Raw genomic sequence first — 18,381 nt, 5'->3', positions numbered from 1 at the left:
CCGAAGACAAGCACCGGATGGACAAGAACCTATTACGCTATATCTGGCGGCATACGCGCTCGCAGCAGATCTGGATTCTGGCCATCGTGCTTGTCTCGATGATCCCCTATTTCGCGGCCTTCGACCTGCCGAAGCAGATCATCAACGGGCCGATCCAGGGGCAGGGCTTCGAATCGCCCGATGCCCGCGCGCTCTTCATGGCCTTCGACTTTTCGATTCCGCTGACCGGCTGGAACATGTCCTTTGACGGCATCGAACTCGACCGCATGTCGATGCTGATGGCGCTCAGCGCCGTCTTCCTGCTGCTCGTGATCGTCAACGGCCTCTTCAAGTTCTACATCAACACCTACAAGGGCCGGCTCGGCGAGCGCCTGCTGCGCCGCATCCGCTATGAGCTGGTCGATCGCGTGCTGCGCTTTCCGCCAAGCGCGATGAAGCAGGTCAACGGGGCGGAAGTCTCCACCATGGTGAAGGACGAGGTGGAGCCGTTCGGCGGCTTCACCGGCGATGCCTTCGTGCAGCCGGCGCTGCTCGGCGGGCAGGCGTCCGCGGCGCTGTTCTTCATCTTCCTGCAGAATGTCTGGCTCGGCCTGATCGCCGCCGTGATGGTGGCGATCCAGGTGGGCATCATTCCGAAGATGCGCCGCCGCCTGATCGATCTCGGACGCCAGCGCCAGATCACCGCGCGTCATCTGGCCGGCAAGGTCGGCGAGATCGTCGAGGGGATCGACACGATCCATGCCTATGACACGACCAATTTCGAGCGTGCCGACATCGCCCACCGGCTGGGGCAGATCTACCGCATCCGCTTCGAGCTTTACCAGTGGAAGTTCATCGTCAAGTTCTTCAACAACTTCCTGTCGCAGCTGACGCCCTTCCTGTTCTATTCGATCGGCGGCTACTTCGCCCTGCGCGGCAGCCTCGATGTCGGGCAGCTGGTGGCTGTCATCAATGCCTACAAGGACCTTCCCGGTCCGCTGAAGGAACTGATCGACTGGGATCAGGCGCGCCAGGACGTCCAGGTGAAATACGAGCAGGTGCTGGAGCAGTTCGAGCTGCCGCATCTGATCGAGGCGGACCGCCATGCGCTGTCGGCGGCAACCCCGGCCTTCGGTCTCGGCCCGCTTGTCGCCGCCAACATCACCGTGACGGATGGCGCCGGGGCGAAGGTTATCGAGGGCGTATCGGTCAAGATCGAGCGCGGCGAGACGGTGGCGGTGATCGACAATACCGGCAGCGGCGGCGAAGCGCTGGCGGAAGCTTTCGGCAGACTGGTCTGGCCGCTGGCCGGCAAGGTGACGCTCGGCGATGCGGACCTTCTGGAACTGCCGGAATCGGTAACGGGCCGGGCAATCACCTATGTGTCGGTCAGCAGCTACTTCTTCCACGGCAGCGTCAAGGACAACCTGCTTTACGGACTGAAGCACGCGCCGACCAGCACCGTCAGCTACAGCGGTCGCGAGGCAGCCACCCGCCGCTGGGAAATCCAGGAGGCGCAACTGGCCGGCAATGCCAGCTTCGATCTCAATGCCGACTGGATCGACCGCCGCTCCACCTCGATCATGCGCGGCTTCAGCGACGACCTGAAGCAATCGGTGCTGCGGGCACTCGATGCGGTGCAGCTGACCTCCGACGTGATGGAACTGGCGCTGCATTCGCATGTCGATCCGGAGGAAAATCCGGTGATTGCCGAGCGTGCCGTGAAGATGCGCCATGCACTGCGCGAGGCCCTGCAGAGGGAGGGGCTCGGCCACATCGTCGCCCATTTCGATCCGACCGCCTACAATCCGGAGGCGACAGTGGCCGAAAACCTGCTGTTCGCCGCCACGCGGAAGGGGGCGGCGCATGAAACCGATGTGGCCGATACGCCCTATGTGCATGAGGTGCTGCAACGGGCCGGTCTTTCAGATCTCCTGTTCGACATGGGCCTGACGATCGCCGAGAACCTGGTGGAAATCTTTGCCGACCTGCCGCCGGAGCATCCCTTCTTCCAGCAGCTGGAGCGGCTGAGCGCCGAGGACATTGCCGGCTACCAGCAGTTCCTGCAGAAGCGGAAGACAAGGGCAGGGCAGACGGTGACGGAGGAGGAGCGCCGCGGCATCGTGCGCCTGAGCCTCCATTACATCGAGCCGCGCTACCGTTTCGGCGTGCTGACCGCGCAGATCATGGATCAGGTGGTGGCCGCGCGCGATCTCTTCTACGAGAACCTGCCTGCGGATCTGCGCGATCGCATCGAGCGCTACGATCCGCACCGCTACATGGCGGCCGCGACGCTGCGCGAAAACGTGCTGTTCGGCAAGCTGTCGCACCGGGTGCCGGATGCCGCCGCCAATATCCGCCGCATCGCGGGCCGCATCATGGACGAGATGGGCATGCGCGACAGCCTGATGGGGCTTGGCCTGGAATTCGACGTGGGAAGTGGCGGACGTCGTCTGACGGTGACGCAGCGCCACAAGCTCAGCCTGGCGCGGGCGCTCGTCCGGCGCTCCGATTATTATATCTTCAACCGGGCGCTGCCGGGGCTCGACCGGCGCATCCAGGAGGAGATCGTCCGCAACGTCATCGACTTTCTGCGGGAGCAGGACAACAATCCCTCGGTCATCTGGGTGCTTTCCAACACCTCGCTGTCACGTCTGTTTCACAGAGTCATCGTATTCGACCGCGGCACGGTGGTCGAGGACGATACGTTCGAGGCCCTCGACAAGGAAAGTGGCATTTTCAAATCGCTGGTGGCGTAACCTGGCGTGCCTTCCACGACGGGGTGAAATGAGATGATCTCGCTGAACGACGAAGTGAAGCTCCTGCGGCAGATCCCCTATTTTGGCAGGATCGACGCCTTCAAGCTGAAGCTTTTGGCCTTCACCTCCAGCCGCGCCTGCTATGAAGGCGGCCAGATCGTGTTCCACCAGGGCGATGCAAGCGACGCGGCCTATGTCGTTCTGCGCGGCACCGCCGAGATCGTTGCGATGGCGCCGGGCGGGGAGACCAGCCTCGGCGAAGCGACGGCCGGCACGATGTTCGGCGAGCTCTGTCTGGTCAGCGATGCACCGCGCCTGTCGACCGTGCGCGCGCTCACCGCTCTCGAACTCCTGCGCATTCCGCGCGACAGCTTCCTGCGCCTGGTCGCCGACAATCCGCGCATGAGCGCCGAAGTCAGCCGGGCGCTGGCAGAAGCCATTCGCGACAAGGCCGCGAGCCTTGCCCGCCAGCTGGCAAGGGTGCCGCAACGGCTCTCGTGAAGCGAATGCCGGTGCGGGCCTATCGGCGCCGGTAGTGGAAATAGCGACCTTCCTGGATCGTCTCCAGCCGCGGCAGCGGCTCCAGGGCGGGATGATCGAGCGGCAGGCCGCTCACCGCGATGCCGCCCGCAGCCAGCATGCCGGCCACCATGTCCGGCAGCCAGGTGAGCGTGATTGCATCCTTGTCGTCATAGCCGGTGCCGATATCGGCGTGAACCAGCGCTGCGGTGCGGTCCATGTGGCTCTGTCCCGTCTCGCGGATCTCGCCTTCGACGAAATCCTCCGGTGCCGGCGCGGACGAGGCATGCGCCGCAAGCTTTCGGTCGAAGGCGATGATGCGCCGGTCGGGAAAACACTGCTTCAGGTGGCTGTAGGTGCGTCCGTTGCCAAGCCCGACCTCGAAGATCGGACCTTCCGGCGGCAGCGGATAGCGGTCGCGCACGTGGTTCAGAATGTCGCGCTGGGCGCTCATGCGATTGATGAAGCTGTCGAGCCTGCTCATGGTCTTTCCGGTCTCGGCACCGTCTGCGGCGCCCTTGGCATGGTTATGTCAACGTCCGGTCCTTGCCGGTGTGGTCAGGCCTTGACGATCGTGCCCGCCGCGACCCCCTTGCGGGCAAACACGTTGCGGGTGTCGACGATCAGCGGCGCGGACTGCGCGATCATCGGATAATCGACCGCATCATGGTCTGTCGCGACCACCACCGCATCGAAACCGGCCACGCTGTCCGGCGACAGCTCGACCGAGCGGCGCCCCTTCAGATGGCTGTATTCGCGGGTGCGCGGCACCTCTGCGATGAAGGGATCGTGGTAGCAGACCTCCGCACCACGCTCGATCATCAGTTCCATCAGCTTCAGCGAGGGGCTCTCGCGAATGTCCGGCACGTTCTTCTTGTAGGCAAGGCCGAGGATCAGTATGCGCGAGCGGCTGAGCGCGCGGCCGAGCCGGCGGTCGAGCGCCTCCGCGAGCCGTTCCACCACATGGCGCGGCATGGCGGTGTTGATCTCGCCGGCCAGTTCGATGAAGCGGGTCGGCTGCTCCACCTCTCGGGATTTCCAGGTCAGGTAGAAGGGGTCGATCGGGATGCAATGGCCGCCAAGGCCGGGACCCGGATAGAAGGGCATGTAGCCGAACGGCTTGGTCTTGGCCGCGTCGATCACGTCCCAGACGTCAATGCCCATGGCCTCGTAGACGATCTTCAATTCGTTGACGAGGGCGATGTTGACGGCGCGGAAGATGTTTTCCGTCAGCTTGACGGCCTCTGCCGTGCGCAGCGTCGCGACCGGCACCACGGTTGTGACGACGGCGCCATAAAAGGCCTGCATCATCTCGGCCGCCAGCGGCCCGTCACCGGCCACCACCTTCGGAATGGTCGAGGTCTGGAAGTCGCGATTGCCGGGATCCTCGCGCTCAGGCGAATAGCCGAGGAAGAAATCGACGCCGCAGACGAGGCCGCCCGCCTCGAGGATCGGCTTCATCACCTCCTCCGTCGTGCCGGGATAGGTGGTGGATTCGAGCACGATCAGCTGGCCGGGGCGCAGGCGTCTGGCGATGTCGCGGCAGGTGTTCTCGACGAAGGAAAGGTCCGGGTCGCGATAGCGCGTCAAGGGGGTGGGCACGCAGATGGCGATAACGTCGCATTCGGCCAGCCGTTCGAAGTCGGAGGTTGCGGCAAAGCGTCCCGCCCGATGTTCCTCGGCCAGAACCGCATCGGGCACCGCATCAATGTAACTGCGATGCGCGTCGATGCGGGTGATCTTGTCCGGATCGATGTCGAAGCCGAGCACGGAAAAGCCGCCACGGGACATGCTGATGGCGAGCGGCAGGCCGACATAGCCCAGCCCGATCACGCCTGCCCTGGCGCTCCTGTCGCGAATGGCCGAAAGAAGCTTTTCGCCATGATCCTGCGTCGCACTCACCCTGGCATCTCCACATCATCTATCTGTTCAGGCTGCTCAAGTGCGGCGCCGGGTGGCCGGTGTCAAGATCACGGCGGCTCACGGCGGGACAAGAGGCCGCGCGGCGGGCGTGAGATCCTGCATGTGGAATGCCAGAAAAATGACCGGCGCTGCTTGCAAAGCAGGGGCGGCCTGCGCCATCTGGAAGGCATGAAGATCGCGTTCCATGCTCCGCTCAAATCCCCGGATCATCCGGTGCCTTCCGGCGACCGCCTGATGGCGCGGCAGCTGTTTGCGGCCCTGCAGATGGCGGGGCATGCCGTGGAGCTGGTGTCCGGCTTCCGCGCCTTCTCCCCGACCCCGGACGTGCCACCGGAGCAGGAAGGCCTTGCAACCGCCGAGCGGCAGCGCATCGCCGCGCTGTGGCGAGAGCAGGGGGTCCCCGACCTCTGGTTCTGCTACCACCCCTATTACAAGGCGCCGGACCTGCTGGGCCCGGATCTTTGCCGGCAGTTCTCCCTTCCCTATGTCACGGCCGAATGTTCCTATTCCGGGCGACGCAACATCGGCGGCTGGGCGTTGTCGCAGGACAAGGTCCTGGCCGGCATCCGGCAGGCCGCGGTGAACATCTGCCTGACGGTGCGGGACCGGACCGGGCTTCTGCAGGCCGAACCGCAGGCGCGCGTGGAGCATCTGCCGCCGTTCATTGATGCCTCTGCCTTTCTGATGCGCCCGCCCGCACCCCGGCCCGGCCATCTGGTCACCGTCGCGATGATGCGACCGGGTGACAAGCTGAGCAGCTACCGCGCGCTCGCGGCAGCGCTCGCCAAGGTCTGCGACCTCGACTGGCGGCTCAGCATCCTCGGCGACGGGCCGGCGCGGACCGAGGTGGAGGCGGCCTTTTCCGCCCTGCCTCCCGACCGTGTCCGCTGGCTGGGGCAGGGGGGGACGCAGGAGGTGGCCGATCTTCTGTCCTCTGGCGCCCTCTATCTCTGGCCCGGCCATGGCGAAGCCTATGGTCTTGCCTATCTGGAGGCACAGGCCGCCGGCCTGCCGGTGGTGGCGGAGAAGGTGGCCGGCGTGCCGGAGGTGGTGGAACACGGCACGACCGGCGTGCTGACGCCGCCCGGCGACGTCGAGGCCTATGCCGATGCCGTGGCGCGCCTGCTGTCGAACCCGGCGGAGCGGGACCGGCTCGCGGCGGGCGCGCGCCGCTTCGTTGCCGAAACCCGCTCGATCGACGCCGCGGCAAAGCGCCTCGACACGATCCTGCGCCACACCCTGGAGACTGCGTCATGAGCCGGGCCGCCCTTCAACAGCATCTCGATCACCTGGCAGAACAGGGGCGGCACGTCGATCTGTGGCTGCGCGACGATGATGCCGTGCGTCCCACGCCGGCTCTCGAGCAACTGCTGGGGCTTGCCGCCCGGCACGAGGTGCCGCTGACCCTTGCCGTGATACCGGAGGAGACGGGAGAGGATCTTGCCGAGCGCCTGACGGCGGAACGCCGCGTGGATGTCGCGGTGCATGGCTGGTCGCATCGCAGCTATTCCACGCCCCCGGCCAAGAAGCAGGAGCTTGGCCGCGATCGTCCGCTCGACGTGGTTCTCGATGAGTTGAGCGCCGGCTTCCGCAAGCTGCACGCCCTGCATGGCGCGGGCTTCGTGCCGATGCTGGTGCCGCCATGGAACCGGATCGCGCCACAGATCGTCGCGGCGCTGCCGGGCCTTGGCTTCCGGTTGCTGTCGGTTTTCGGTCGCGAGACGCCGGCCGCACTGCCGCTCCTCAACACCCATCTCGACATCATGGACTGGCACGGTATCCATGGCGGGCGCCCTGCAGACAGCCTGCATGCCGAACTGCTCGAACACCTTCGCGCCGAACCCCGGCTTGCGGCCATCGGGGTGCTGACGCACCATCTCGTGCATGACGCGACGGCCTGGGCCTTTCTGGAGGAACTGCTGGCGCTTACCGCCCGCCACCCGGCCTGCCGCTGGCGGCGTGCCCGCGATCTGGTGCCGGGACTGGCCATCTAGTGGAATGAATTTGACATTTGCTCTCAAGGGCGCCGCGAACGGTAGCAAATGCAAAAATCAGACTACTAGGCGGTTACCAGGACTTCCAGTCGATCAGCAGACCCGCATCGCGGGCCAGCGCCATGCGGCGGGCCTCCTCGACGGCTTCCGGCGCCGCGCCGCGCGCCAGGCGGGCCGCAACGATTTCGGCATCCGGCACCTGAACCGTCGTCTGGCGCAGCAGCAGCGACATCACCAGCGGGCCGGTCGACCACCAGGCCGGCCCTTCCGGCAGAAGCCGGACCGCCTCTGGCAGAATGTCGAGGAGGCGGGCAAACACGGGGTGGCCCGCCGGCGTGGCGATGAAGGAATTGGTCAGGAGCAGGCTGCCGGCACCGGTTTCGCGCGGCGTGTTCTCCGCCAGCGCCGCAAGCCCGATGAGCGGCAGGAAATCGGCAAAGCTCACATCGTCGCGGGCCGGATACCAGTCGCAGTCCAGGTAGATGCCGCCGACCGCGTGCAGCACGAAATAGCGGGCGATGTCTACCGCACCCGGATAGTCGCCGGCTTCGAGCATCTGCAGATAGGCGGCGTGAAGTGGAACTCCCAGTTCCTCCAGATCGGCCTCGCGCCACAGACGGTATTCGAGACCGTTCGCCTGCGCATGGCGTCGCCAGGCCTCGCTTGCCGGCGGCAGCGGCAGTTCTCCGAGCCAGATCTGGTGCAGGATGCGCGGCACAGGATGGCGGTTGACTTCGTTCATCGCGCGCCGCGTCGTCCCGTCGAGAACGGCAAGCGGCGCCAGCAGTGCCGGCGGCGGCACCAGCGCATGCTGCAGGCCGATCCGGTCGACGAGATTTCCCTCCGCCTTGGCGAGCTTCAGCCAGGCCGAATGCAGCTTGCGCGGATAGCCGAGCAGCGTCGGCGTGCCGAGCGAAGGGTCCGATCGCAGCGAGGGATCGCGGCTCATCGCTTCGAGCCCCGCTCTCGGTTCGCTGAGGAGGCCTGTCTCGATCATGTCGCGAATTCGCTTCAGCCGCTGGCGCGGCGTCTCGGGGCCGGGACGCGTCGTCATGGCGCACCTCCGGCAGACAGGGGATGTGCCGCTTCGGCAGCAAATTCGCTTTTCAGGAGAAACATACAAGCCAACCGGTATTTCATGAGGGACTGTCATTCTTCGGCAATGATTTATCAGGCAAATGCACTGCTTGTCAGCAGCAGGTGTTGTTACAGGTCTTCCGGATAGACACAAACAATGGGCTGCGATACGGTCGGCGCAAAAGACAAGGGAACTGGCTCCGGCCTGCGTGCAGGAGCCTTCGGGGTTGGGATTGCATGAACGACAGGACGGATCTGCTGCGTGTGGAGGGATTATCCGTATCCTTCCCCATGATGTCCGGCAGCATCGATGCCATCAAGGCCATCAGCATGCGCATCCGTCCGGGCAAGGTCACGGCGCTGGTCGGGGAATCGGGCTCGGGCAAGTCCGTGCTCGGGCGCTCGATCATGGGCATCGAGGCCAGCATTGCCCGCATCGGCGGCCGGGTGATCTTCAACGATCCGGCGACCGGCGAAAGCATTGACCTTCTGTCCCTGCCGCATGACGGGCGGCAGATCCGCGCCATTCGCGGCAATCGCATCGGCATGATCTTCCAGGAGCCGATGACCTCGTTTTCGCCGATGCACACCGTCGGAAACCAGATCGAGGAAGTGCTGAAGATCCACACCGTTCTTTCGCCGGCCGAACGGCGCGACCGGTGCCTGGAGATGCTGGGGCTCGTCGGCTTTGCCGAACCGGCACGCGCCTTCGATATGTATCCCTTCGAACTGTCCGGCGGCATGCGCCAGCGCGCCATGATCGCGATGGCGCTGGTCTGTCGCCCCTCGCTGCTGATTGCCGACGAACCGACGACAGCGCTCGACGTCACCATCCAGGCACAGATCCTGAAGCTCCTGCGTGACCTGCAGTCGAGGCTCGGCATGGCCATGCTGCTGATCACCCACGATCTCGGCGTCGTCGCCAGCATGGCCGACGAGGTGGTGGTGGTCTATCGCGGCGAGGTGATGGAGGCCGGCTCCGTCGAGGCGATCTTCCGGCAGCCGAGCCATGCCTACACCCGGGGCCTGATGGCCGCGGTGCCGGATTTCGACAGCCCGCGGGATGCCCGGCTGAAGCCGCTGAGGGAGATCCGGGTGGAAACCGCCGGCCTGATCGACAAGGCGCGCAGCACGGCCTGCATGCCGGATGTGCTGCTGCGGGTCGAGGGCGTGTCGAAGACCTTCCAGACCAAGCGGGTCGGCGGCTTCGGCCTCAAGCCGCCGCCGGCAACGCTTGCGGTCAACGATGTCAGCTTCGAGATCCGGCGGGGCGAAACGCTCGGCCTGGTCGGCGAAAGCGGCTGCGGCAAGACCACGCTCAGCAAGATACTGATGCGCGGCGTGACGCCCGATGAGGGCCGCGTTACCTTCCATGGAGAAGGCGCGCCGATCGATGTCCTGGGCGCGCGCGGCGCGCAGCTCGACCGGTTGCGCACCCGTATCCAGATGGTGTTCCAGGATCCGGTTTCCTCGCTTTCCCCGCGCATGACCGTGCGCAACATCATCAGCGAGCCGCTGGAGATCCACCGGCGCGGCAACCCGCAGGCGCGGCTGGAGGCGACACGCCGTCTGCTGTCGGCCATCGGCCTGCCGGACAACGCCATCAACCGCTATCCGCACAGCTTTTCCGGTGGTCAGCGCCAGCGCATCGGCATTGCGCGCGCGTTGGCGCTCGGGCCGGATCTGCTGATCTGCGACGAGCCGGTCTCGGCGCTCGACGTGTCGATCCAGGCGCAGATCCTCAACCTGATGAAGGATCTCAAGTCGGATCTGGGGCTCACTTATCTCTTCATTTCCCACAACCTCGCGGTGGTCAACTACATGGCCGACCGCGTGGCCGTCATGTATGCGGGCCGCATCGTGGAGATTGCGCCCTGCGAGGTCATCATGCGCCAGCCCGTCCACCCCTATACGAAGAAGCTGCTGGCCGCCGTGCCGGTGCCGAACCTCGACCGGCCGCTGGATTTCGAGGCAATCGGCCAGCCGAGTGCCGCAGCCCGCAAGCTGTGGGCGCGCCAGTTCAAGGCCGACGAGGGCGGCAGCGACGACGATCTGGCGCATGTCGATCTCGGCAACGGTCATCTGGTGCTGGCACGCCGCAACATCGACTGGCGGGAGTTGCGGCCATGATTACCCGCAGACAGGCGCTGGCGCTGCTGGCCGGAACCATGCTGCCGAAGGCCGCCCTCGGCGCCTCTCTCGATTCGACCTACCTGTCCGAGAGCGGGATTGCCGGCACGCTGCCGCCGCTCTCCGAGCGCCTGCCGCGCAATCCGCGCGTCGTGCATCTGGCCGGGGAAGAGGGCAAACTGATCGGCCGGCATGGCGGAACCCTGCGCATCCTGATCGGCGGCCAGCGCGACATCCGCTACATGCCGATCATTTCCTATGCCCGCCTTGTCGGCTACAACGAGAAGCTGGAGATGGAGCCGGATCTGGTCGAGCGCTTCGAGGTTGAGGCGGACCGCATCTTCACCTTCCATCTGCGCGAAGGCCACCGCTGGTCGGACGGTTCGCCGTTTACGGCGGAGGATTTCCGCTATGTCTGGGAAGACATGTTCCTCAACAAGGAACTCTATCGCGGCGGCATTCCGTCGAGCCTCATCATCAACGGCACGGCACCGCATTTCGAGGTGCTGGACGAGCGCACGGTGCGTTACAGCTGGGAGGTGCCCAATCCGGACTTCCTCACCGACATCGCCTCGCCATCCCCGCTCAGGCTGATGATGCCGGCTGCCTATCTCAAGCAGTTTCACCCGAAGTACCAGAACCCGGAAGCGCTGAAGGAACTGATCGCCAAGGCCCGCGTCGAGGACTGGATCGCGCTGCATCAGAAGCAGTCACGTACCGTCAGGCCGGAAAATCCGGACCTTCCGACGCTCGATGCCTGGCGCAACACGACGCCGCCGCCCTCCGGCCGCTTCGTCTTCGAGCGCAATCCCTATTATCACCGGGTGGACGAGGAGGGGCGCCAGCTGCCCTATATCGACCGCGTCTATTTCGACGTCAGCTCTTCCGATCTCATCGCCGCCAAGACCGGCACGGGCGAAAGCGACCTGCAGTTCACCAATCTCGATTTCGCCGACTACACCTTTCTCAAGAATGCCGAGGATCGCTATCCGATCAAGGTGGACCTGTGGAAGCGGATCCAGGGCTCGCGCATGGCGCTCTATCCGAACCTCAACTGCAAGGACCCCGTCTGGAACAGGCTGTGGCGGGATGTCAGGGTGCGGCGCGCCCTGTCGCTGGCGGTCAACCGCCGCGAAATCAACATGGCGGTCTTCTTCGGCCTTGCGGCGGAAAGCGCCAATACCATCCTGCCGCAGAGCCCGCTGTTTCGACTGCACTACCGCAATGCCTGGGCACAATACGATCCCGCCGAAGCCAACCGCCTTCTCGATGAAGCCGGTCTCGACAAGCGCGGGGCAGGCGACATCCGCCTTCTGCCGGACGGCCGCCACGCGCGCATCATCATCGAGATCACCGGCGAAAACAGCATCGAGACGGACATTCTCGAACTGATCCACGATCACTGGCTGGAGGTGGGCATCAAGATCTTCGTGCGCACCTCGCAGCGCGAACTGCTGCGCCGGCGCGTCAAGGGCGGCGAGACGATCATGACCGTGTTCCACGGCCTCGACAACGGCGTGCCGACAGCCGACATGTCGCCGGAGGAACTGGCGCCGACGAGCGACGACCAGATGCAATGGCCGCTCTGGGGCCTGCACGCCTATTCCGGCGGCAGTGACGGCAAGCCGGCCGACATGCCCGAGGCAATCCGGCTCTCGGCGCTGCTCGATGAATGGCGCCTGTCGGAAAGCGCCGCCGAACGCGAGGTCATCTGGCATCACATGCTTGAGCTCTACACCGATCAGGTCTTCACCATCGGCACCGTGAACGCGACGCTGCAGCCGGTGGTACGCGCCCGCAACCTGCGCAACGTGCCGCAGGACGGGCTCTACGGCTACGATCCAATGTCCTATCTCGGCGTCTACAGGCCCGACACATTCTGGTATGACAAAGATGCGTGAGATGATCCGCTACATCCTCTGGCGCATGCTCGTCATGATCCCGACGCTGGTGCTGATCTCCATGCTGATCTTCACCATCATCCAGCTGCCGCCCGGCGATTATTTCGAAAGCTACGTGGAGGAACTGAAGGCGATCGGCGAGAAGGCCGACATGCAGCAGATCGAGGAACTGCGCGCCCGCTATGGCTTCGACAAGCCGCTGCCGGTGCAGTATCTGCACTGGGTCGGCGGCATGCTGCACGGCGATTTCGGCTATTCCTTCGAATATCGCCTGCCGGTTTCCGACGTGGTGGGCGACCGGCTGTGGCTGACGATCCTCGTGTCGACGGTGACGATCGTGCTGACCTGGATCATCGCCTTTCCCATCGGCATCTACTCGGCCACGCATCAGTACAGCTGGGGCGATTACGGGTTGACGCTGCTTGGTCTCATCGGTCTGGCCGTGCCCAATTTCGTGCTGGCGCTGGTTCTGATGTATCTCGCCAATATCTGGTTCGGCACGTCGATCGGCCATCTGATGGATCAGAAATATCTCGCCGAGCCGATGAGCTGGGCGAAATTCCGGTCGATCCTCGAGCATATCTGGATCCCGGTCATCATCATCGGCACGGCGGGAACGGCGGCCATGGTGCGGCGCGTGCGCGCCAACCTGCTCGATGAGCTGCACAAGCAGTATGTGATGACGGCGCGCGCCAAGGGGCTGCATCCCTTCAGGGTGCTGGTGAAGTATCCGCTGCGCATGTCGCTGAATTTCTTCATCTCGGACATCGGCTCGGTGCTGCCGGCGATCATTTCGGGCGCCGAGATCACCGCCGTCGTGCTGTCGCTGGAAACGACGGGGCCGATGCTGATCCGCGCCCTGCAGAGCCAGGACATGTATCTGGCGGGGTCCTTCCTGATGTTCCTCGCCTTCCTGACCGTGATCGGTGTTCTGGTCTCCGATATCGCGCTCGCCCTTCTCGATCCCCGGATCCGTCTGCGCGGAGGAAGCACCAAATGAGCGCCACGACCCACGCCCAAACGGACGAATTGCCGCATTTCGTCAGCACCGCGCCCTTCGACCCCTATGCCGACGACAAGGCGGATGCCGGCGGCGTTGCGGCACAGGCGTCCCAGCTTCGCCTGATGTGGTGGCGTTTCCGCCGCCACAGGCTGGCGCTGATTTCCGGCATCGCGCTCCTGATCGCCTATGTGATGATCGTGTTCGTGGAGTTTCTGGCGCCCTACAAGGTGCACACGCGCAATGTCGATTTCATCTTTGCGCCGCCGCAGGGCGTGCATCTGTTCCATGAAGGCCGTTTTGTCGGACCGTTCGTCTACGGGCAGGACATGACGCTCGACATGCGCAACCTGCGCCGCGTCTATACCGACGACCGCAATGACGTGCAGCCGCTGCGCTTCTTCTGCCGGGGCGAGCCCTACCGTTTCTGGGGCCTCGTGGAAACCGACCGGCACTTCGTCTGCCCGGCCGAGGGTGGCCAGTTCTTCCTGCTCGGCACCGACCGGCTGGGGCGCGACATCTTTTCACGCGTCCTCTACGGCGCGCGCATTTCGCTGACCATCGGCCTGTTCGGGGTGATGACCAGCTTCATTCTCGGCATCGTGATCGGCGGTCTTGCCGGCTACTGGGGCGGCTGGTTCGATCTCGTCGTGCAGCGCGTCATCGAGGTGCTGCAGTCGATCCCGAGCATTCCGCTGTGGCTCGCGCTGGCGGCGATCCTGCCGGTGGACTGGAGCCCGCTGCTCGTCTATCTCGGCATTACCGTCATTCTCGGCCTGCTTGACTGGACGGGTCTTGCGCGGGCGGTGCGTTCCAAGCTGCTGGCGCTGCGCGAGGAGGATTACGTGCTGGCCGCGCAGATGATGGGCGCCGGCAGCGCGCGCGTCATCGGTCGCCACCTCATTCCCGGCTTCATGTCGCACCTGATCGCCAGCGCGACGCTGACCATTCCCGGCATGATTCTTGGCGAGACGGCACTCAGCTTCCTCGGGCTTGGCCTGCGCCCGCCGATCACGAGCTGGGGCGTGCTGCTCACGGAAGCGCGAACGGTGAGTGTACTGGCGCTCTATCCCTGGCTTCTGTTTCCGGTCGTTCCGGTCATTTTCGTCATCCTCGCCTTCAATTTCCTTGGCGATGGGCTTAGAGATGCAGCCGACCCATATAAGTGAGAGACTTCGGATCGCGCGGGGAGGCGTTGTCCGGCACATGAATTCTACGGAGAAGACAGAGTATGCCGAGACGTCTGGGAAACGCCCGTATCCTGATGTACAGCCACGACACCTTCGGGCTCGGCCACCTCAGGCGCTGTCGCACCATCGCCCATTCGCTGGTTGAGGATTATCGCGGGCTCAATGTCCTGATCGTCTCCGGCGCGACGATTGCCGGCGCCTTCGACTATCGCGCCCGCGTCGATTTCGTGAAGATCCCGAGCGTCATCAAGCTGCGCAACGGCGAATACACCTCCATGGACCGGCACATCGACCTGCAGGAAACCATGAAGATGCGCCAGTCGATCATCCGCCATACGGCGGAGAGCTTCGAGCCGGATATCTTCATCATCGACAAGGAGCCGCTCGGCCTGCGCAACGAGGTGGAAGACACGCTCGCCTATCTGAAGACACGCGGTACCACGCTCATTCTCGGCCTGCGCGACGTGATGGATGCGCCGCACCTGCTGGAAGCCGAGTGGAAGCGCAACGACGTGCTGCGCAAGATCGGCAATCTCTATGACGACGTCTGGATCTACGGCCCGCCCGATTTCTACGATCCGCTGACCGGCATCGACGTGCCGGCTTCCGTGCGCTCCAAGATGAATTTCGTCGGCTTCCTGCAGCGCAAGGCCTCCCTCGATGCCGGAAGCAGCCAGGTCGGCAAGGAGGATTACCTGCTGGTCACGACCGGCGGCGGCGGCGATGGCGCCGATCTGGTGCGCGACGTCATCGGTGCCTACAACGCCGATCCGACGCTCACCCACAAGGCGGTGATCGTGCTCGGGCCCTACATGCCGGCGGAGCAGCGCGGCAACTTCCGCGAGGCGTGCGAGGGGCATCCGCATCTGGAGATCCTGGAATTCGACAATCGCATGGAAGACCGCATCGCAAACGCGCGGGCCGTCATCGCCATGGGCGGCTACAACACCTATTGCGAGATCCTGTCCTTCGACAAGCCGGCGCTCATCGTGCCGCGCACCCAGCCGCGCGAGGAACAGCTGATCCGCGCCACGCGGGCGAGCGAACTCGGTCTCGTCAGCATGATCTCCGGCGATGAATCGGCCGACAGCCTGCGCTTTGCCGGCGCGATCAAGGATCTGCTGAAGCGCGATCCGCCGTCGATCAGTGCGCCGGGCATGCAGCTGGAGGGTCTGCCGAACATTTCGCGCATCGTGGCCGACTGGTTCCAGCGCAAGGGCGACAGCCATCTGTCGCTGGCTCAGGGCTGAGGGGCATGAGAAAGATCCTGGTCCTTCTCAAGGGATATCCCCGCCTGTCGGAGACCTTCATTGCCCAGGAACTGCTGGGTCTGGAGCGGGCCGGTTTCACGCTGGAACTGGTGGCGATGCGCCGCCCCACCGACAGGAAGCGCCACCCGGTGCATGACGAGATCCGCGCATCGGTCTGGTATCTGCCGGAATACCTGCATGAGGAGCCGCTGCGGGTGCTGCGGGCGCTGACGAAGGTTCGCCGTCTTCCGGGTTTTGGGCGGGCATTGAAGGCCTTCCTCAGGGATCTGCCGCGCGATGTGTCGCGCAACCGGTTCCGCCGCTTCGGCCAGGCGGCCGTGCTGGCGGCCGAATGGCCGCAGGATGCGGGCTGGCTGCATGTGCATTTCATCCATACTCCAGCCTCGGTTGCCCGCTATGCCAGCATGATGAACGGCATTGCCTGGACGGTGTCCGCCCATGCCAAGGACATCTGGACCTCGCCGGACTGGGAGCTTAGGCAAAAGCTTGCCGATGCCGACTGGGCGGTGACCTGCACCCGCGTCGGCTATGATCAGCTGATGCGGCTGTCCGGAGCGCGCCGCAACGTGCATCTGAGCTATCACGGTCTCGATCTGGAACGCTTCCCGCCCTGCACCGGCACACGCAGCCCGCGGGACGGCTCCGATCCTGCCGATCCTGCCCGGCTTCTCAGCGTCGGCCGTGCGGTGCCCAAGAAGGGCTATGACGTGCTGCTGGAGGCGCTGGCCCGCCTGCCCGCCGATCTGGCCTGGCACTTCGTGCATATCGGCGGCGGCGACGAGCTTTCGCGGTTGAAGGAGCAGGCGGAGCGGCTGGGCATTGGCGCGCGCATCACCTGGAAAGGGGCGCTCGACCAGCGCGATGTGCTGCAGCACTACCGCGACAGCGATCTCTTCACGCTTGCCTGCCGCATCACCGGCGACGGGGACCGCGACGGTCTGCCGAACGTGATGGTGGAGGCGGCAAGCCAGGGTCTGCCGGTGGTGTCCACCACGGTCTCCGGTATTATCGAGCTGTTTGCCGATGGCGACAACAGCCTGCTGGTGGCGCCGGAAAACCCGGATGCCCTGGCGGCAGCACTCGCCCGGATGATCCGCGATCCGGACCTGCGCCGGCAGCTTGCCGCGCGCGCCGAACACAAGGTGCGCACCGAATTCGACCACAAGAACAGCATTGCCGATCTCGAACGGCTCTTCACCGCCAGCTGGAACAGGGAAAACTGAGCGTGTCCGACATCATCCTCTCCGGCCAGCAGGTCCGCAAGCGCGTCTTCTTCTATGTCCAGCACCTGCTCGGCATCGGTCATCTGGTGCGTGCAAGCCGCATTGCCGCCGCCCTGCACGCCGCGGGGCTTGAGGTGACGCTGGTGACCGGCGGCAATGCCATCGAGGGGTTTCCCGGACCGAATGTGCATCATGTCCAGCTGCCGGCCGTGCTGTCCTCCACCACCGGCTTTTCCGGCCTGGTGGACGAGCATGGCCGCAAGGTCGACGAGAGGCTGGAAGCAAAGCGCACCGCGCTGCTGCTGGAGGCTTTCCACGCCGCAGCACCGGATGCGGTTCTGATCGAGGCCTTTCCCTTCGGTCGCCGGCAGATGCGCTTCGAACTGCTGCCGCTGCTGGAGGCGATCCGCGCGCGGCAGCCGAAGCCGCTGCTGTTCAGCTCGGTGCGCGACATCCTGCAGCAGAACCGCAAGCCGGGCCGCGACCAGGAAACGGCCGAACTGGTCATGCAGCATTTCGACGGGGTGCTGATGCATGGCGACGAGCGGTTCGTACGGCTGGAGGATACCTTTCCGCTTGCCGCCGCGATTGCCGACAAGGTGCATTATACCGGGCTCGTGGCACCCGATGCACCAGAGCCTGCAGCGGACCGTTTCGAGGTGGTTGTCTCTGCCGGTGGCGGTGCCGTCGGCGCTGCCCTGATCGAAGCGGCCGTCGATGCGCGCGAGCAGCTTGGCGACCGGCGCAGCTGGTGCCTGATTGCCGGCCCGAACATGCCGGCCGACCATTTCGACCGACTGTCGGCGCGTGCCGGCGAGGGAGCGGTTTTGGTGCGCTTCCGCAAGGATTTTCCGAGCCTGCTGATGAATGCCGAGCTGTCTATATCCCAGGCCGGCTACAACACGGTCTGCGATCTCTTGCGGGCCCGCTGCGCCAGCGTTCTGGTGCCGTTTGCCTCCGGTGGCGAAACGGAGCAGACGGTTCGGGCCGAGAAGCTCGAAGCCCTGGGGCTTGCCCGCGTGGTGCCGGAGAAGGCGCTGTCCGGCGAGACGCTGGCGAAAGCCATAGCCTCCGCGCAGCCGGCCGGCACGGTGCCGCCGGTTTCGCTTTCCCTTGACGGGGCGGCGACCACGGCCCGGATCATTCTCGACATGCTTGCCGCGCAGAACAGGCCCGAAGGTGCGCCGGACGCCGAAACGGCCGCCGGTGAGCGCCCGCAAGAGGCCTGACGCCGCCTCGCCTGCAGCCTTCCAAGTTTTGCCGGATCGCTGGAACTCGCGCGGACGCAATGTGTTAGCGACACAGATGCCGACCGGGCCGGTGGGGACGTGGTCCTTCATCGCCGGGAGCGGGGAGGGGATCGGGCCAGACCTCCCTCGCGGCAGAGACTGGGCGCGACGCTGCGGCTCGGCCGC

Annotated in this window: 15 protein-coding genes; 11 read left to right on the top strand and 4 right to left on the bottom strand. The window is 65.0% G+C overall.

Going from position 1 to position 18,381, the window contains the following annotated elements; all coding sequences use genetic code 11:
* Positions 1–17: 17 nt before the first annotated feature.
* Together KLP42_RS18030 and KLP42_RS18025 are read left to right on the top strand one after the other, a co-directional pair.
* Complete coding sequence (locus KLP42_RS18030; protein WP_215568333.1) at positions 18–2,738, top strand: ABC transporter transmembrane domain-containing protein; 2,721 nt, start codon at positions 18–20, stop codon at positions 2,736–2,738.
* A 33-nt stretch (positions 2,739–2,771) separates the two neighbouring features.
* Positions 2,772–3,239: a cyclic nucleotide-binding domain-containing protein gene (locus KLP42_RS18025; RefSeq protein WP_252193075.1), complete on the top strand. Its 468-nt coding sequence runs from the start codon at positions 2,772–2,774 to the stop codon at positions 3,237–3,239.
* Between the two features lie 19 nt (positions 3,240–3,258).
* On the opposite strand, the gene KLP42_RS18020 is transcribed toward KLP42_RS18025, so the two are convergent.
* The 3 genes from KLP42_RS18020 to KLP42_RS27150 all read right to left on the bottom strand — a co-directional run bounded on the left by KLP42_RS18020 (position 3,259) and on the right by KLP42_RS27150 (position 5,366).
* Positions 3,259–3,741 (bottom strand): class I SAM-dependent methyltransferase, encoded by a 483-nt coding sequence (locus KLP42_RS18020; RefSeq protein WP_215568332.1) that lies wholly within the window; start codon positions 3,739–3,741, stop codon positions 3,259–3,261.
* Between the two features lie 74 nt (positions 3,742–3,815).
* The gene (locus KLP42_RS18015) at positions 3,816–5,159 is read right to left on the bottom strand and encodes a nucleotide sugar dehydrogenase (RefSeq protein WP_215568331.1); all 1,344 of its coding nucleotides are present in this window, start codon (positions 5,157–5,159) and stop codon (positions 3,816–3,818) included.
* Positions 5,160–5,237: 78 nt separating this feature from the next.
* Positions 5,238–5,366, bottom strand: a complete 129-nt coding sequence (locus tag KLP42_RS27150; protein ID WP_286675483.1) for a hypothetical protein — start codon at positions 5,364–5,366, stop codon at positions 5,238–5,240.
* Between KLP42_RS27150 and KLP42_RS18010 the strand changes: the two genes are divergently transcribed.
* Positions 5,349–6,437 carry a glycosyltransferase family 4 protein gene (locus KLP42_RS18010; protein WP_215568330.1) on the top strand — a complete coding sequence of 363 codons (1,089 nt, stop codon included), beginning with the start codon at positions 5,349–5,351 and terminating at the stop codon, positions 6,435–6,437. The genes KLP42_RS27150 and KLP42_RS18010 overlap by 18 nt on opposite strands.
* Entirely contained in the window at positions 6,434–7,174 is a 741-nt protein-coding gene (locus tag KLP42_RS18005) for a polysaccharide deacetylase family protein (protein WP_215568329.1), read from the top strand. The genes KLP42_RS18010 and KLP42_RS18005 overlap by 4 nt, the downstream gene beginning before the upstream one ends.
* A gap of 73 nt (positions 7,175–7,247) precedes the next feature.
* Here the strand turns inward: KLP42_RS18005 and KLP42_RS18000 are convergent, their stop codons facing one another.
* A complete protein-coding gene (locus KLP42_RS18000) occupies positions 7,248–8,228 on the bottom strand; it encodes a glycosyltransferase family 32 protein (RefSeq protein ID WP_252193074.1) in 981 nt (326 codons plus the stop codon).
* Positions 8,229–8,488: 260 nt separating this feature from the next.
* Here KLP42_RS18000 and KLP42_RS17995 point away from each other — a divergent pair, with 260 nt between their 5' ends.
* From KLP42_RS17995 to KLP42_RS17965, 7 genes are all read left to right on the top strand, one after another.
* Positions 8,489–10,381, top strand: coding sequence for an ABC transporter ATP-binding protein (locus KLP42_RS17995; RefSeq protein WP_215568328.1), 1,893 nt, complete (start codon positions 8,489–8,491; stop codon positions 10,379–10,381).
* On the top strand, positions 10,378–12,282 hold the full coding sequence (locus KLP42_RS17990; protein ID WP_215568327.1) for an ABC transporter substrate-binding protein: 1,905 nt from the start codon (positions 10,378–10,380) through the stop codon (positions 12,280–12,282). Before KLP42_RS17995 ends, KLP42_RS17990 begins: the two co-directional genes overlap by 4 nt.
* 1 nt (position 12,283) lies before the next feature.
* The gene (locus KLP42_RS17985) at positions 12,284–13,282 is read left to right on the top strand and encodes an ABC transporter permease (protein WP_215568371.1); all 999 of its coding nucleotides are present in this window, start codon (positions 12,284–12,286) and stop codon (positions 13,280–13,282) included.
* Positions 13,279–14,451, top strand: coding sequence for an ABC transporter permease (locus KLP42_RS17980; protein WP_215568326.1), 1,173 nt, complete (start codon positions 13,279–13,281; stop codon positions 14,449–14,451). The genes KLP42_RS17985 and KLP42_RS17980 overlap by 4 nt, the downstream gene beginning before the upstream one ends.
* A 62-nt stretch (positions 14,452–14,513) precedes the next feature.
* Positions 14,514–15,722, top strand: coding sequence for a glycosyltransferase family protein (locus tag KLP42_RS17975; RefSeq protein WP_215568325.1), 1,209 nt, complete (start codon positions 14,514–14,516; stop codon positions 15,720–15,722).
* A gap of 5 nt (positions 15,723–15,727) precedes the next feature.
* Complete coding sequence (locus KLP42_RS17970; protein ID WP_215568324.1) at positions 15,728–16,966, top strand: glycosyltransferase family 4 protein; 1,239 nt, start codon at positions 15,728–15,730, stop codon at positions 16,964–16,966.
* Between the two features lie 14 nt (positions 16,967–16,980).
* On the top strand, positions 16,981–18,195 hold the full coding sequence (locus KLP42_RS17965; protein WP_215568370.1) for a glycosyltransferase: 1,215 nt from the start codon (positions 16,981–16,983) through the stop codon (positions 18,193–18,195).
* Positions 18,196–18,381 lie beyond the last annotated feature (186 nt).

Source organism: Rhizobium sp. CSW-27, assembly GCF_018760785.1.
Lineage (GTDB): Bacteria > Pseudomonadota > Alphaproteobacteria > Rhizobiales > Rhizobiaceae > Neorhizobium.
This window is presented reverse-complemented; position numbering and strand designations above follow the sequence as displayed.

Bases quoted from the DNA above. Each gene is read 5' to 3' on its own strand.
- KLP42_RS18030 (WP_215568333.1), top strand. From the start codon at position 18: ATGGACAAGAACCTATTACGCTATATCTGGCGGCATACGCGCTCGCAG.
- KLP42_RS18025 (WP_252193075.1), top strand. From the start codon at position 2,772: ATGATCTCGCTGAACGACGAAGTGAAGCTCCTGCGGCAGATCCCCTAT.
- KLP42_RS18020 (WP_215568332.1), bottom strand. From the start codon at position 3,741: ATGAGCAGGCTCGACAGCTTCATCAATCGCATGAGCGCCCAGCGCGAC.
- KLP42_RS18010 (WP_215568330.1), top strand. From the start codon at position 5,349: ATGAAGATCGCGTTCCATGCTCCGCTCAAATCCCCGGATCATCCGGTG.
- KLP42_RS27150 (WP_286675483.1), bottom strand. From the start codon at position 5,366: ATGGAACGCGATCTTCATGCCTTCCAGATGGCGCAGGCCGCCCCTGCT.
- KLP42_RS18005 (WP_215568329.1), top strand. From the start codon at position 6,434: ATGAGCCGGGCCGCCCTTCAACAGCATCTCGATCACCTGGCAGAACAG.
- KLP42_RS18000 (WP_252193074.1), bottom strand. From the start codon at position 8,228: ATGACGACGCGTCCCGGCCCCGAGACGCCGCGCCAGCGGCTGAAGCGA.
- KLP42_RS17995 (WP_215568328.1), top strand. From the start codon at position 8,489: ATGAACGACAGGACGGATCTGCTGCGTGTGGAGGGATTATCCGTATCC.
- KLP42_RS17990 (WP_215568327.1), top strand. From the start codon at position 10,378: ATGATTACCCGCAGACAGGCGCTGGCGCTGCTGGCCGGAACCATGCTG.
- KLP42_RS17985 (WP_215568371.1), top strand. From the start codon at position 12,284: ATGATCCGCTACATCCTCTGGCGCATGCTCGTCATGATCCCGACGCTG.
- KLP42_RS17980 (WP_215568326.1), top strand. From the start codon at position 13,279: ATGAGCGCCACGACCCACGCCCAAACGGACGAATTGCCGCATTTCGTC.
- KLP42_RS17975 (WP_215568325.1), top strand. From the start codon at position 14,514: ATGCCGAGACGTCTGGGAAACGCCCGTATCCTGATGTACAGCCACGAC.
- KLP42_RS17970 (WP_215568324.1), top strand. From the start codon at position 15,728: ATGAGAAAGATCCTGGTCCTTCTCAAGGGATATCCCCGCCTGTCGGAG.